The organism is Yersinia sp. LJYL362 (assembly GCF_048323875.1).
Map to the genome: position 1 here is coordinate 1 of NZ_JBLWEX010000313.1, position 16,242 is coordinate 16,242.

Below are 16,242 nucleotides of genomic sequence, written 5' to 3' on the forward strand. Positions count from 1 at the left end.
AGTGAGCCACAATCAGCGCTGGCGCTTGATCATGCATCACAACCTGAGCTTGTTTGTAAAGTGCGACACGTTTGTCATGGTCAGACTCAGCACGCGCTGGCTGGATCACGTCTTCAAACGGCTTATAACACCACTTGGAGTAGTTAGAACCTTGTTTGGCCGCATCACAGCTGAACAGGGTGGCGAAGAAGTTATCCGGGTCCCCATTGTCCCCAGTCCAACCCATCATCACAGTTTCATGTTCGCCGTCTTTGGCACGTTTGAGGTATTCGCCCCACTCGTAAGTCACAATTTTGGCTTTCACACCCACTTTCGCCCAGTCAGACTGGATCATTTCAGCCATACGACGTGCATTTGGGTTGTACGGACGCTGAACTGGCATTGCCCACAGGTCGATGGCGAAACCATCTGGCAGGCCGGCTTCTTTCAACAGCTCTTTCGCTTTAGCAGGATCGTAAGCGTAGTCTTTCACATCATCGTTGTAGCCCCACATAGTTGGTGGGATCAGGTTTTTGGCCGCCTGGCCAGCACCTTGATAAACCGCATCGATAATCGCTTGCTTGTTAACGGCCATGGTCAGCGCCTGGCGAACCTTGACGTTATCCAGTGGCTTTTTCTCAACGTTGAAAGAAAGATAACCGACGTTCAGGCCCGGTTGCTCCATCAAATTGATGGTTTTGTCTTCTTTCATGCGAGCAATGTCAGCCGGGTTAGGGTACGGCATAACCTGACATTCATTTTTCTGCAATTTCGCGTAACGGACAGATGCATCTGGGGTAATAGAGAAGACCAGACGATCAATTTTCGGTTTGGTGCCCCAGTAGCCATCAAATGCTTTGTACAGGATGCGGGAATCTTTTTGATACTGTTGCAACTGGAACGGGCCGGTGCCGATAGGGTTCAAATCGACTTTTTCCGGTGTGCCGGCTTTCAGCATGTTGTCAGCATATTCGGCAGACAGAATTGACGCAAAGTCCATTGCCAGATCGGCCAGGAATGGAGACTCTGGACGTGCCAGTTCGAAGCGCACCGTGTTGTCATCAACTTTAACGATATTGGTGATTAAATCACCCATACCCATACCCTGGAAGTATTCATAGCTGCCGCCAGATACTTTATGGTACGGGTGTTTATCATCTTTCTGACGCATGAATGAATAAATTACATCATCAGCATTGAAATCGCGGGTCGGTTTGAAGTCTTTATTATCTTGCCACTTCACCCCTTTACGCAGGTGGAAAGTGTAAGTCTTACCATCTTCACTCACTTCCCACTTCTCAGCCAGACCGGGTTCAATTTCGGTAGTCCCGAGTTTGAATTCAACCAGACGGTTATAGATAGGAACTGAACTCGCATCATAAGTCGTGCCAGAGGTGAAAAGCTGCGGGTTGAACCCTTCCGGAGAACCCTCAGAACAATATACCAATGTTTTCGCTTGTACACTGGCCGCTACGGTCAGTGCAATCAGCCCAATACCGAATTTCAGTATCCCTGTTTTTCCCAAGGAAATCGTCATCGCTTGTGCTCCATTATGGTGATGTGTGTTGTGTGTACGGCCAAGCCCTATAATTTTTTCGTCCGTGGACTGTACCGTTTTGGCCTATTAACCGCAGGGATGCGGAATTGAGATGTCGGATAATTGTTATCGCGACAGCAACTTTGAATGCATGAAATCACCCAAAATTACTCTCGATGACTACCCCTGAGGGTACCAATTTGGCAACAGTTGGTGGCAACGTCAATACGGTCTGAGTGGATTTATCAAGACAATGAGAAACAGTATGCAAACATAAAAAAAACTTCTCGTTAACATTATCAGCATTAAAATTTATGCTATTAGCTGTAAGCTAGTTGCATTAACTGGCTAATGAAAATAAAGCAGTTGTAACATCCAGTGACAAACAAAAAAACTTTGTTGCCAAATGCTGTATATCTGTTCAGATTTTTTTGTAATATCGATAGAAAATAGAGGGAAATGCTGTTGTGACAGCCGATAAGTGACGTGAACCTTGTCACATACAGCCGGAATCTCAAACATTTTGCGTGCTGTTAAAAAAGCGAAATGTTGGCCCAGTTATCCATGTTGACCAAGAGCAGATATGGCTCTCAGATAGGGCGCACCATAATGACGCCCCAAATCAGTGCATCATATCGTCAAAGTAAAAGAAGTGATGATAGATTCGAGCGACTGAGTTCATTTAGGGCTTAAGGGTTCGGATAACATCGAGGCCACCATGTATCACGCCTGTATCACCGGGGAATCTTTTATAACGTAACTCTATATCACTAAATGCACTGACGATCCTGCCTTTATTATTGCTTAACTCATTAGTATCAATCAGGATATTTTGAGAGGTAATGATATTCCCATAATCATTATCGACTGTTTTTGCTTTTAGCTGTATATCAGCAGACCCAGCACTTGCGTTCGACTTGATAACACCCCGCATGTTATTAATTGTGTAGTCAGCGGCAATGGACGTTAGCCCACTGTTAGCATAAATACTACCTGTTTTATTATTAACGTTATGCCCAGAAATTCTGATACCAAACTTCTCACCAGCCTTATAATTCAAGCCTTGTCTATCGCTTTTTATTCTTCCTCCGACATTAGCTATATCACCACTGCTTCTTAATTTTATTTTCGGGGCAGATACTCTTCCATTGCTATTATTAATAAATGATGTCGATATAAGATTGGCTACCGTTCCAGCATCAATTGTCCCTTTGTTTTTTATGCCTCCACTTTTTGCAAAAATCAATATTTTATTAGCATACATCCCGCCAAGTTGAGTAACATCAACGGCAATATTGGTTTTGCTATCATCGATATAGTCATATATCGGCTTGATATTTAATAATTTTCCAATTGGAGCATAATTAATATTAAGTTTCCCTGTCGTAACAGCGATATCGCCACTCCTTACTTCACCATTTATGATGAGCGAAGTTGAAAACAGATCCAGATAAGTGTCAAAATCATCGTTATGTCTCAAACCATTTTTATCAATACTAATATTGCCTTGGGCAACATGATACCCCATTAAATTGCCAGCCCGACTAAACACCGGTGTCCCGGTGGTGAGCGTGACATGGTTGGTATTATGAAATTGACACCCATTGCAGCGGATCCCCGATGGATTAGCAATAATCACATGAGCTGCTGGACCAACAACCGTTAAACTTCCATATAATTCGGTTTGTTTATCTGAGGTCACTTCATTTAAAATAACCTTAGCAGATTTATCAACCAGATTGGGGTTACCAACAAAACCTGGCCCATCAATTTTAAGATTGTTAAAAAAAATCTTATTATACCCACGACCGAATAATAAATTAAATTCTTCATATTTATTATGTGATATTCCTTGAGCAGTTGGCGTAGTGATATTAATAGTGGTGAAAACCGCTCCCTGACAATAAACATCTTGCGCCTTACAGTTTTTCTTCTCTTCAATATATTTATTTATACTTGGTTGTTGGTTTTTGGGTGCATGCGCATCAACAATCACTCTGGCAAATAAATAAGGACTTATGTAAATAAAAATACTGGTTAGAAAATAAATATATATTTTTTTCATATTTACCTTAAATATTTTACTCAATTAGCTAATATTGCCAATTGAGCATAAAACCCAAAACAACTGGATCAGTATTAAAATGAGCTGGTTTATCAAGTGGGGTGCTAATATTGAAGTCATAACCCAAGCGTCGATAATATCCCCGAACGCCTATAACAGCACCAACCAGACGATCGCCCAGTAAGAATTGCCCTCCTTTGTCACTCACTTCACCATAATCCAGCCCCAAATAAAGTTGATTCGCGAGTCGCTGATTTATCCAGGCGATGTCATTTTTTAAAAACCAGCCTTGTGGCCCCACAAGTGCATTACCGGTAGTAAACCCGCGCACTGAATTTCGTCCGCCAATAGAAAACTTATCCTGCATAGTGACAGCCGATCGTGTGTATTGCTGGCTAAATGTCGGCTGATATTGGAAATGCTGTTCATCCAACGTAAAAGGGATATTCAGTGAAGCGGTCAAATTAATCAGCCGGGCCGTTGAGAATGAATCTCTGCCCGGTGACGGGCGCGCACCAAACCATTGGGTTCCTTGCTGATAGTTAACTCCACCACTGATGGTCGCCCAGCGAGTATAGTGAAGATGTTGTAACCCGAGTTGCCAGTCAACAGTATCCGACCGCTGTATTTCCAATTCTATATCGGCAAAAAAGCGGTTGGACTTACGGATTAGTGCCCCGGTATAACCCACTGTTTTATAGTTATAGCCTCGCATCAGCAGCCATTGAATTTGCATATCCAGTGATCGCCAATACGTATGATATTTATACGCGGTATTGGCCACCAACAAAGATTGGTAATAGGCTCCCTGGCTGGCCGCCATACTCAATAACCAATACCCAAAAGGGATTGAATAATGCAGGGCAAAATTGTGGCTCCCTTTATCATGATGATTATCCAGCTCACGACTGGCGGAGAAATAAGCCAAATCACTTAGCGATAATGGACTATCAAGAAATAAAGTAGCACCAGCACGATAACGGCCAACACCATAATTCCCTGCATCATCGAGAAAAGCATTCATGCGCCAGAAACGCGACTGCTGGCGAGTCACCATAATCTGGCTACTCAAATCCTCAGGATTTAGCACCACATCCATAGTGGCATTTACCGAGGGTAAACGCTGTAAATTATCCAAGCCTTGTTCAAGGTTACGTAAATTAACCAAATCCCCCTGCCGGCCAGGAAACACAGTATTTAACTGAGCATAACCCTGACTATCTTCATGGTGTTCAATGCTCGCCAAGCGCCCAGGAATTAAAGTCAGAAATAAAGTGCCATCCACGTAGCTGTCTTCGGTGAAAGTCACATGCGAAGTAATATAACCATCAGTAACCAATTGCCATTGGAGTGTGTCGCGTAGAGATGATAGTCCTTTCTCATCTAAACAATTGCCTTGAGCCTGCTTTGCCCATTGTATTAAGCGCCCTGCATTCGGAAAGGCATCAATATTCATCAATTCGACACGCTTAATAACCAGACATGACGAGTCATCGGAAGCTCCGATGCCTGTTGGTGCGGTAAACGGGTTAATGTTCGCATAAGCAGTAAAGGGCATAATCGATATGAAAATAAAAAAAGATAGTAAAACGGCCATTGCCCCTGTTTTTTCATAAAATATCGAAACCTTTTGATTTATGGTTCTCAACCTCATGCAATAAACTCCATTTCAATTGGGCCATGAGTTAATTATGTCATCAGAACAATTAGCCACGATATGTGGCTAATGACTGAACCAATATAGATATGGTTATTTAAGGTTTTTAATGCGAAGTGATTGAGCTTATATTTCTGACTGTTTTATTTTTCCAACAAAAGAAAATGTACCATCATTATTTTTAGTATAACTGTCAGGCCTCTTTCCAATTTTTTCACTATATGAAAACACTTTCATTTTATTATTAATCGAGTAGAGTTGCACAGACTCACCTGTCATATGCCCACCAGATCTATTTTTAATATTTCCTCTTGATATCATCTGAATCAAGCCTCTAGACTTAATTTCATTTGAATTTTTGATATCACCTTCTGCGATAATACGTATTTTATTCGCATAAATCCCTCCGATATTACTGACATCAACACTTTTAAAAAAATCTGGTGAACTCAAATAGGAAATCAACGATGTTATACCCATTTTTTTCCCCGCAGATGCCAACTTTATTTTATTTTTTCCAGCAATGATAAAGACATCATCAGCAGTAACATTGCCATCAACATTTAAGGTATTAGAGAATAAATCGAGATAGGCAGACTTCTCACCTCTCCCCAGGTGGTTCAGCCCCGACTGATAAGCTATGCCATTATTGATATTAATATCACCATCTAATATCTTAAAACCTTGCAGCTTCTTATGACGATTGAAGTACGGCATACCCGTGGTCAAGGTCAGGTGAGACATATCAGTAAATGAACAACCATGACAATCAATACCCGATGGATTGGCGATAATAACATGGGCATCCTGACCAAAAAGCTGAATTTTCCCGGCTAAGCGGCTTGCTTGTGAAGATCTCACCTCATTTAAAATAATAGTCGCAGATGACGTAACCAGATTTGGATTACCATTTCTCCTCTTGGACAACTCATTATTCAGAATAACAACATCCTTATGATGAGGTACATCAAATTTTGTATATTTATTATGTGACAATCCATTTTTATCTGGTGATTGAATATTTATTGTAGTTTTTTCGCCACAGCCTATAACAGAGCGGCATGGAGCAAGAGATAATATATTAGGTTTTATTATGATATTTTCCTGCTGGTTTTTGGCTGCGGTTTTATCCGCAATGATATTCGTGGCATGAGACAACGAAATACCGCATAGCGATAATATTATAGAGAGAGGTAACAAAGATAAACGGCTGTTGGTATCACTATTAATATAGTTCATATTATTCCTCTTATAACATTGTTAATATGGTTATTATATTGTGCACGCTAGTGGTTAAAACCGATATCAATTAGCGGCTTTAAATAAGAGGAAGTCAATATTATAAAATATATCTTACATATTATAAAATATATATCGAAATAAATTAGTAATGTATAAAATATTTACTTTACAAAGATAGAGACGAAAAAAAACCCTGATATTGCTATCAGGGTTCTTAAATTTGGTCGGCGAGAGAGGATTCGAACCTCCGACCCACTGGTCCCAAACCAGTTGCGCTACCAAGCTGCGCTACTCGCCGAATTGGGGCGCATCTTACTGCTACGACTTTGGGCCGTCAATCACTTTTTAACAACCCGCTGGTGACTGTTGTTAAAAGCATCACCAGCGGTTAAAACTGAATCAGTTGAATAAAAATCAAGCTTCAACTTGTTTCAACTGTGGCGCTTGTGCCCGTAAGAATGGCAATAAGAAGAAAGCAGATAAACAGGCAGCAATGGAAATAACGACAAAGAAGCCATTCCAGTGCCAAATCTCCATAATGCGAGCAATAGGGTAACCTGATAAAGCCGCACCTAAGTAGGCGAATAACCCAACAAAGCCAGTGGCAGCACCGGCAGCATCTTTATGTGAGCATTCAGCGGCTGCCATACCAATCAGCATCTGAGGGCCAAAAATAAAGAAGCCGATAGCGAAGAAGCACCCTGCCTGCAAGACATAACTGACTCCCGGCATAATCCACAATGACGCGACAGAAAGGAAAATGCCAATAGCAAATATCAGATTCATCGGCCCACGGTTACCGCGAAACCACTTATCTGACCCCCAACCCGCAACCAGCGAACCAATAAATCCGCCCACTTCAAATAATGAAATTGCCGAGTTGGCCGTCATTAATGAATAACCTTTCTCTTGCGTCAAATAGAGGTTACCCCAGTCATTGATCGCGGTGCGGACGATATAAACCAGCACATAAGAAACCGCCAGTAACCAAATATATTTATTGGTTAATACATAGCGCTTCACAATCTCTTTATTTGATAACCCCTGGCCTTCAGATTCTTGTACCAGCTCCATGGCATCATTGCGCCACTTACCCACACTTGGCAGCCCCATCGTGCTTGGTTTATCACGTAACCGCCAGCACATCAGTAAACCGATCACGACACCGACAATGCCAGGAATAATCATGCCGTAACGCCAGCTAAAGTGCAGAGAAATAAAGCCCACCAACAAGGGAATTAACGCACCGCCAAAGTTATGCGACGTATTCCAAATTGCCCACCAACCACCACGCTCTGAACGGGAATACCAACTGGTTAAAATCTTAGAGCATGGCGGCCAGCCCCAGCCCTGGAAGAAAGCATTCAGAATCCATAAAGCACCGAAGACTAACAGTGACGAGCTCATACCAAACAGAATATTAATAATCCCGGTCATAACCAGGCCAATACCCATAAAGTAACGCGGATTTGACCGGTCGCTGATCATGCCCGATATAAATTTAGAACAACCATAGGTGATATAAAATAGCGTACCCAAAACGCCAACATCCGACATCGTCAGCCCTAAGTCGCTAAGCATGGCGGGCATAATAAAGTTGAAGCTTTTGCGGGTGAAATAGAAAGCTGCATAGCCGATATACATCGTCCACATCAACTGAATTCGCCAATATTTATAAGACGAATCGATTTGCGCTTGTTCCGTCACTGGCGGCACGTTATCGCGACTTTTGAGGAAAAACCACATGTGAACCTCAGAAAATTTTTTAAGTAGAGTCATCATGTTCCTCGCGCGCACCAAACTAATGAGAAAAACACCGGTAAAAAACGAGAATATTTCTTAGTTTTCATTAGATGGCAAAGAAATTGTGGGTAGGATCACATTTAAACAGGTGCCATGATCAACACTCAGTGTAAAACTGCCACCTAATGCACTGACCCGCGACTGCATACCTCTTAAGCCATAGCTCGGTGTTAGTGTCGCCAAATCAACGCCTTTCCCATTATCACGAATCGTCAACGTTATCTGCTGTTTATCTTGCTGCGCATTAATCTCGATACGGCTGGCAGCCCCGTGTCGATACGCATTGGTGATCCCCTCCTGGCAGATACGATACAGTGTGATTTTCAAGGTCTCATCCATAGGGCTATCATCGACTTGCCAGTGCAATACACCGACAACGGATTGATCCTGTGGAATAAGCTCACGCATTAATGCTGCAATAGCGGCCGATAGCGGCAAGTTATTTAATGCCGCAGGCCATAATTTGGCTAAAACATCATGGACGCCATCATAAACCCGCAATGCCAGTGTCTCTATCATCCCGGCACTGGTTAGTACTGTCTCCTGTGTAGACAGTCGCTTGATAATACTGGCCTGAGTACGGATAACCGTTACCGTCTGTCCGACCTCATCATGCAGCTCACGCGCCACATTACGACGGGCTTGTTCTTCTGCCACCACTAAGGCTTTGGCTAATTCGCGGTTTTCATTCAGCCGTATTTGTAATTGCAGATTTAGCTCGCGCTGGTGCTGAATTCCGGCCCCCAGCAATAAGCCGGTCAAACTTTGCGCCAAGAGTGATAACAGCAAATCACGGTGTGAATCTAACTCTGCCGGCGTGATAATCAATAGCACCATGCCATTGAGCAACGTGGCCACTACCGCCCCTTGCCAGCCATAGCGGTAGGACATAAATACAATGGGAATCGCCAGACAAAAAGGTGCGAATAAATACAAATCTGACTCGGTGATATGGTGTTGCAACCAGATACTTAACGCAAATAGCAACAGATACCACATGATGTGGTTCAAACGCAGATTAATCGGTTTATGAATCAGTCCCGGCTCCAGTGGAGCCCAGATCTGGCGAACCAGGTAATGCCACAATAACAGACAAATTGGCGCAATCGTTAAACCGCCAACTAACCCCAACAATAGCGCCATCGCACCTTGTTCACTGGCAATTTGCCATCCTAATGCCTGTATCAACGCAGCACTAATAATGACTGCGCCCTGCATCAAGGGCCATTTCCATTCACTGTCATTTTTCTGGTGGCGTAATAGCCAAGGGGATGCAACAACTGCCAATAAGGTCGTCGCCAACAGCAAAGGAATTGCAGTCCATAACAGGCTATAAGAGTAGCCAAACTGATCAGTGAGCAGCCACCAAAGTAATGCGTCACCCAACAGAATTCCCGGCCAATATTGTCGTGGGCTTTGCAATAAAATGCCCATGCGCAGACCAAAAGGGAATAGCAACATGGCCTGTAAAGGCCGGTCAACCAACTGGGTGCCAACAGACCATAAACAGAAAGCGGCGGTGATATAAATAAACAATAATGCCAGCAACATCATCAAGCGTTGCATCATAGATTCAACACCTGCTTGGCTAACTCAACATTATTACTAACACCCAGTTTGGCAAATAAGTTAGCGCGATGAACATGGACGGTTTTCGGTGACAGGCCAAGTGATTCCGCGATGTCACGCACTTCCATGCCTTGCGCCAGCAGCACAGCAACTTCACGCTCACGGCGGGTTAGAGGATCAATAGCAACGCGAGCCAATTTTTGGGCAATTTCAGCCATTAAATAGACCCCGCCACTGCCCACAGTGCGGACCGCATTAACCAAATCTTCAGGTTTACAACGTTTGGAGAGAAACCCTCGCGCACCGCGTTCCAATGCCATCTCGACTAACGCAGGGCTGTCGTGCATCGAAAGCATAATAACGCCCATACCTGAGGGAAGGTCTTTCAAGAGATCCAAGCCACTTTCATCGGGCATCGAGATATCACAAATACAGATATTGGCCTGCAAGGCGGGCAATCCAGCTCGGGCCTGTTTCGCTGAACTAAACTCTCCTACTACCTGAATATCGTCTTCCAGAGCAAGTAGCTGGGCAAAACCTGAGCGCACAATGTCATGATCATCAATAAAGGCAACACGGTAAGCCATAGAAGACTCCAGCCGGTAGAGATTCGGGACTGGAGTATACCGCACCCTCAAAGCGACAATGAGATTGATATCAAAAATCATGCCGTATCAGATTTTACTTGCGCTAATTAATTATATTGCAGGCTGAGAAGGCCGGGCTGGCGCCTGACACCAGTTATTCTCTGCATTAATTCCGCCATCCGGCGAGGTATAACCTAAACAGCCCAAGATAGAGTCAAACAGCTCAACCTGACGATGACTTTTTCCGATACGCTGCTCTGCCTGTAGTTGCTCAAAAGCCGTAAGGCTTCCCGGTTGGGCCAGAAACTTATCTGACGCCCAAACCATCAATGGCACACGGAATTGCTCTGGCGGTGCCATTTCACGTGGCGTGCCGTGGAAGTGGGAATTATCGTCGATAGATTCACCATGATCGGCGGCATAGAACACCAGCGCCTTCTTATCACGCATTTGATCAATGACATTGGCAATAAACGAATCGGTGTATAGCACGCTGTTATCAAAAGCATTTATCAGTTGCTGCTTACTGCAAAAATCATCCACACCCATACATTCGGGCTGATAGCGAGCATAGCTACGAGGGTAACGTTGCGAATAGAGATAATGTGACCCTTTGGTATGCAGTATGACTAAATGCTTACCAACCGGATAACGCCCGAGTGACTCTTTCAATTCATCGACCAGCAGCATGTCATCTACTGGCTTATCATCGTTACGTTTCTCAGAAGCAATTAATTCCCGAAACGAATAATTATCAACGCTCGCATTATTGTAGAACCACATCTCGCTCTGCATGGCGAACAATTCAGAAGTGAAACCCAGGGATTTCATCACCGCGAACACATTTTGCTCTTTCAGTGTGCGCTGTGGGTTATCTTCCGTACCCCCTTCACGCACGAACATGCAGCGCAATGAAAGTTTGGTGGAGGTATCGCAAGATGTGCCACGAAAAGCCACTAAGTTCTTTTCTTTACTGAGACGTGGAGTGGTATCACGCGAATATCCCAGCAGCCCCATATGGTCCCAACGAGTTGTTTCACCAATAATAAACACAACATAGGTATCATCAATACCGGCTGGTGCGACATAAGTATGGTGTTCCGCGGGGTCATATAGCGTTGCCGCATCATACTTCTCATCGTATTGTGTGTAAGCGTATAAACCCAATGCAGCCAACCAGTTAGAAGGCAAATATGAGTGAGCGACCACCCCGCCATAACTGGGTAAATCCACGGTTTTCAGTTGTTCATCCGCGTGCTGTACTTTATCCAGATAACGAATAGGTAACCAAACTAATGCGACCACCGCCGCCATCAGTAAGATTGGCTTAATACGCTGGCCCGGCGTCAAAAATTGCTCGAGTAGAGTGAGTCGTAAACTATTTTTCCAGATAAGCAGTAGAGGCAGTGCGCTGACGACCACCATCCAGATAATAAAATGGAGTCCAATAACCTCTTTAGACAAATCAGTATCCGTGGTCAAAACAGATATGACGATGCCGTAACCAATCACCACATTGAAAAATGTCATGTAATAACTGGCTGCAACAGAAATGAGTACCAGAAGAGTTGCGACTACGCGATAAAACCATCGGCCACCGAGGGAAATGATGCGCATAACAAAAAAGGTAAACAGAATAATCGCCATCACTTCGATGATAGCAGACACCACTTTTATGCCTTGAATACCTTGGCTAAAGGTGTCAAAACGACGATAAAAGACAGAGATATTCAGGAAAATACCAATATAAACAGCCAACAACAAAGAAATACTTTGCTGCGATAAAGATTTAACTCTGTCCATATAACGCAAGGTCTCCAGAGACACTATTTGCGGCTTGAATCAATCAGACAGTGAACCCCTCCTCAGGTTCAGTGTAAAGCCAATAAGCACGCTATTGATTTCAGTTACAAGAATTATCCTAACCAATCCTGGCTATTCAGTCTGGGAACTGGCGCATAGTCCGGTAAGGATATGCCAGCTTATTTATTAGGCAAATATTATTGCGGAGAGTATATGCCCACAAAATAATTTTTATGGGCTTTTGCGTGCGGAGATTGAATTATTTGATATTCAACGTGACATCAATATTGCCACGCGTGGCGTTGGAATATGGGCAGACAACATGGGCTTTTTTCACTAAATCTTCGGCCACACTGCGCTCGATACCTGGCAAGCTGATATCCAGTTGAACTTCGATGCCAAATCCCGTCGGTATAGCGCCAATACCCACCGTTCCTTCGATACTGGCGTCATCGGGAATTTTCACTTTTTCTTTTGATGCCACAAATTTCAGTGCCCCGAGGAAGCAGGCAGAGTAACCCGCTGCAAACAGCTGCTCTGGATTTGTCACGGCCCCGCCTGCGCCGCCCATCTCTTTAGGGACGCCCAATTTTACATCTAATACGCCATCCGAGGAGGTTGCCCGACCATCACGGCCACCCGTCGCTTTAGCTTTGGCACGATATACCACTTTTTCGATAGACATAGTGCTTTCCTTTCAGGGTCAATAAACATGAAGAGCATGTACGATTTGAAAGTATGGCACTCATTATGAAAAAGCCCCCAATCGGGGGCTTGAGTAGTTCTATCATTTAGAAAAACAAGATCATTTAGCCGGAGCGTCGATTTTGTCGTCAATGCGCTGCAACATATACGGGTAGAACGGATTTGATGAGATACGCATTAGTGAATCCAGCCCAACCACCAGAACAGCCCGCTCACCGCGTGCGGCAAATGTCCCCAGGCTAATACCATATTGGTCACGCGGTTCTGGGTAGCGACCATAAAGTGAATCACTCATTGGGAATGGTAATGCCACATGAGATAACGAGAAGATATCCGGCGGATAAATCAGCCCGGTCGGGGCTGAAGTCTCGTCGGTTTGGCCAGCTAATGTTGTCAACGCCACGGTTTCATTACTTTGTGGTGAGACGTTGCTGATAATCGTCACGCTGTAATTACGCGGTGGTGGCGGTAATAAACGAGCCAAAGCAGTATAAGAAGATGTTCTCAGTAATGGGCCGAAGCTTGCAGCACGGTTCAAGTCGAATAACACCACTTCACTGCCATTCTTAGGCAAATGATTATAAAGAGCCGTCACAACAGCACGGGTGCTAACTGTTGAATCCATTAATGACTGGAAGGTCAAAATTGGAGGTAACTCCGCCATCTTATTATTTCGGGCATCACGCGCAATTTGCTGCTGCAACACCGATGTCAGCAAATAAGACTGACGTGCAGCATTCACCGGGAATGAATTGTATTTGAATGGATTAAACTCGGGCACAATCCCTAACCAAGCCGCTTTGGCAAAGGCTGGGAAGATAGCTGGCCAACCGGCTATGCCAGCAAAACGTGCGAAACTTGTTACCCCAATCATTGGTGATATCAAAATAACGCGTTCAGGTTTTGCCAGTTTCGGGTCATCCAGGGAGTCGAGTGTGTATTTCATTGCCAATGCTCCGCCGTTGGAGAAACCAACAACATGCAATGGTAAATCAGGGCCACTCAGTGCTTTGGCTTCACGGACAGCAAGGCGAGTAGCCGCTAACCAGTCCTGCCATTCAACATCAGTCAACGCGCCGGGTACCGTGCCGTGAGCAGGTAAACGAATGCCAATAGCAACATATCCACGTTGACGATAATTCTCTGCAATATGACGCAAACTATAAGGAGTATCAGTCAGGCCATGCAGTAAGACGACGGCACCTTTAGGCTTACCTTCGGGTTGCAAAATATAAGAACGGTTCCAGTCATTTTTAAAATGAGGTGGATAAATTGAGCTACCAGAATAATAACGGTTTAATGGAACCTGAGTTCTGGGTTCCAGTTTTTCGGTAACATTGGTACGAACTTCATCGAAAATATTGTTTTCAGCTTTTATGTAATCCGCCCAACTGGCTTTATCAATCTCAGCGGCGCGCATGTCATGAGGGACAAACGTATGCCAAAGCTCCAGTTTCGGGCCGCGTTGTGTATCATAAATTCTTATCGCCAGTATGGTTACTGATATAACCACCAAGACCAGTACAATTCGTTTAATCCACCGCTTAATAGCTAGAGCTGGCATGGGCAGTTACTCCGTAGATATATAATTTTCATCATTAAGGTCACTTTATCACCATCTGGTTATGCCGCTACTTTAAACGCAAAGCATTATCTTGGTATATAGTGCGATATTAATAAAATTAGCATCCAGCTATTACTTTCAAAGAAACAACCTTAAACAGCTTAATTCCCCCGTTATCCACTCCATTTCACTTACCACTCCGCCCTGCCTCAAAATAAATCGGGCCGCAAATGTGATTAATTGCGGCCCGATTCAGAATGTCGATTGCTATGCTTCGCTGTTTTCCACCTGCTTCGCAATAACATGAACGGGTGTTTTACGTACCCAAACCCACCAGGCCAGTGTCATTAATATCACCCAAGCCAGGCCAACATACATAGCAATACGGGTATCAGGGAAATACCCTAAAACAGCAATAATAAAGGCCATAAAGATGATAGTGAGCATCGGAGCCACTGGCCAGAAAGGCACTGGGAAGGCGAGGCGGGCAACATTTTCTTTGCTCATTGAACGGCGCATCGCGACTTGTGAGATAAGGATCATTAACCACACCCAGACGGTGGCAAAGGTCGCAATCGAGGCAATAATCAGGAATACATTTTTCGGGATCAGGTAATTCAACACCACACCCAATAATAGTGCGATTGCCATCACTAAAATAGTCATCCAAGGCACGCCATTACGGGTCAAACGACTAAAGCATTTAGGTGCCAGCCCCTCTTGTGCCAGGCCATACATCATGCGACCAGCACCGTAAATATCGCTATTGATCGCCGAAATAGCCGCAGTAATCACCACCAGATTCAGAATATTTGCAGCAGAACTGATCCCTAAGCTACTAAAAATTTCCACAAAAGGACTGCCATTTTGCCCAATGCTATTCCACGGATAAATAGCCATCAAAACAAATAAGGTCAGAACATAGAACAGTAGAATACGTACAGGAACAGTATTGATGGCACGTGGTAATACTTTTTCCGGATCTTTTGCCTCACTGGCAGTCACCCCGATGATTTCAATACCACCAAAAGCAAACATCACCACAGCAAATGAAGCAATCACACCTGTAATACCGTTTGGCATAAACCCTTGATGAGACCATAAATTACTAACCCCAGTACTCTCATGACCGGCACCGAAGCCAAACATCATAATGCCTAGCCCTGCCGCAATCATGGCAATAATCGCGGTTACTTTTAACAGTGATAGCCAAAACTCCATTTCACCAAATACTTTGACTGAACACAGATTTAGCGCACCAATAAAGAAAATAATACTCAGCACCCACACCCACTGCGGCGCATCCGGGAACCATAGTCCCATATAAATGCCGAACGCCGTGACATCGGCCAGCGCCACAATGATCATCTCAAAGGTATAGGTCCAACCGGTGAGAAAGCCCGCCAGTGGGCCAAGGTAACGGCTGGCGTAGTGGCCGAATGAACCCGCAACTGGATCATGCACCGCCATTTCGCCAAGTGCGCGCATCACCATGAATACGGCAGCACCACCAACCAGATAAGCGAGTAATACCGCTGGCCCGGCCAGACGGATTGCCTCGGCAGAACCATAAAACAAGCCGGTACCAATGGCAGAACCTAACGCCATAAACCGGATATGCCGGGCGCTAAGGCCGCGTTTGAGCGTGGATGAATCATTCTTCATGGTACATTCTCGCAAGATTTGAGCCCTTACAGGCAGGGGTTCAGAGAGGGTGATCCCGGTTACCGG

Annotated in this window: 11 protein-coding genes and 1 tRNA gene; all 12 read right to left on the bottom strand. The window is 44.4% G+C overall.

What is annotated here, in order from left to right:
* Nucleotides 1-1,516: dipeptide ABC transporter periplasmic-binding protein DppA (gene dppA, locus ACNSO8_RS25440; protein WP_418395676.1), on the bottom strand; the 1,516-nt coding region annotated here is incomplete at its 3' end.
* A gap of 682 nt (nt 1,517-2,198) precedes the next feature.
* Nucleotides 2,199-3,581: a filamentous hemagglutinin N-terminal domain-containing protein gene (locus tag ACNSO8_RS25445; protein ID WP_050159380.1), complete on the bottom strand. Its 1,383-nt coding sequence runs from the start codon at nt 3,579-3,581 to the stop codon at nt 2,199-2,201.
* Nucleotides 3,582-3,609: 28 nt separating this feature from the next.
* The gene (locus ACNSO8_RS25450) at nt 3,610-5,178 is read right to left on the bottom strand and encodes a ShlB/FhaC/HecB family hemolysin secretion/activation protein (protein WP_418396325.1); all 1,569 of its coding nucleotides are present in this window, start codon (nt 5,176-5,178) and stop codon (nt 3,610-3,612) included.
* 186 nt (nt 5,179-5,364) lie between these two features.
* Complete coding sequence (locus ACNSO8_RS25455; protein ID WP_418396326.1) at nt 5,365-6,477, bottom strand: filamentous hemagglutinin N-terminal domain-containing protein; 1,113 nt, start codon at nt 6,475-6,477, stop codon at nt 5,365-5,367.
* 224 nt (nt 6,478-6,701) lie between these two features.
* Nucleotides 6,702-6,778, bottom strand: a tRNA-Pro gene (locus tag ACNSO8_RS25460).
* Between the two features lie 116 nt (nt 6,779-6,894).
* Nucleotides 6,895-8,226 (bottom strand): MFS transporter, encoded by a 1,332-nt coding sequence (locus ACNSO8_RS25465; protein ID WP_418396343.1) that lies wholly within the window; start codon nt 8,224-8,226, stop codon nt 6,895-6,897.
* A 93-nt stretch (nt 8,227-8,319) separates the two neighbouring features.
* Entirely contained in the window at nt 8,320-9,852 is a 1,533-nt protein-coding gene (gene uhpB / locus ACNSO8_RS25470) for a signal transduction histidine-protein kinase/phosphatase UhpB (RefSeq protein ID WP_219649155.1), read from the bottom strand.
* The gene (uhpA, locus tag ACNSO8_RS25475) at nt 9,849-10,439 is read right to left on the bottom strand and encodes a transcriptional regulator UhpA (protein WP_019081399.1); all 591 of its coding nucleotides are present in this window, start codon (nt 10,437-10,439) and stop codon (nt 9,849-9,851) included. The genes uhpB and uhpA overlap by 4 nt, the downstream gene beginning before the upstream one ends.
* A gap of 111 nt (nt 10,440-10,550) precedes the next feature.
* A complete protein-coding gene (gene eptB / locus ACNSO8_RS25480; protein ID WP_019084148.1) occupies nt 10,551-12,242 on the bottom strand; it encodes a kdo(2)-lipid A phosphoethanolamine 7''-transferase in 1,692 nt (563 codons plus the stop codon).
* Between the two features lie 259 nt (nt 12,243-12,501).
* Entirely contained in the window at nt 12,502-12,927 is a 426-nt protein-coding gene (locus ACNSO8_RS25485; RefSeq protein WP_004875517.1) for an organic hydroperoxide resistance protein, read from the bottom strand.
* Nucleotides 12,928-13,047: 120 nt separating this feature from the next.
* Nucleotides 13,048-14,511 carry an alpha/beta hydrolase gene (locus tag ACNSO8_RS25490; protein ID WP_019084149.1) on the bottom strand — a complete coding sequence of 488 codons (1,464 nt, stop codon included), beginning with the start codon at nt 14,509-14,511 and terminating at the stop codon, nt 13,048-13,050.
* Nucleotides 14,512-14,778: 267 nt separating this feature from the next.
* Nucleotides 14,779-16,176, bottom strand: coding sequence for an amino acid permease (locus ACNSO8_RS25495; protein ID WP_019081401.1), 1,398 nt, complete (start codon nt 16,174-16,176; stop codon nt 14,779-14,781).
* Nucleotides 16,177-16,242: the final 66 nt, after the last annotated feature.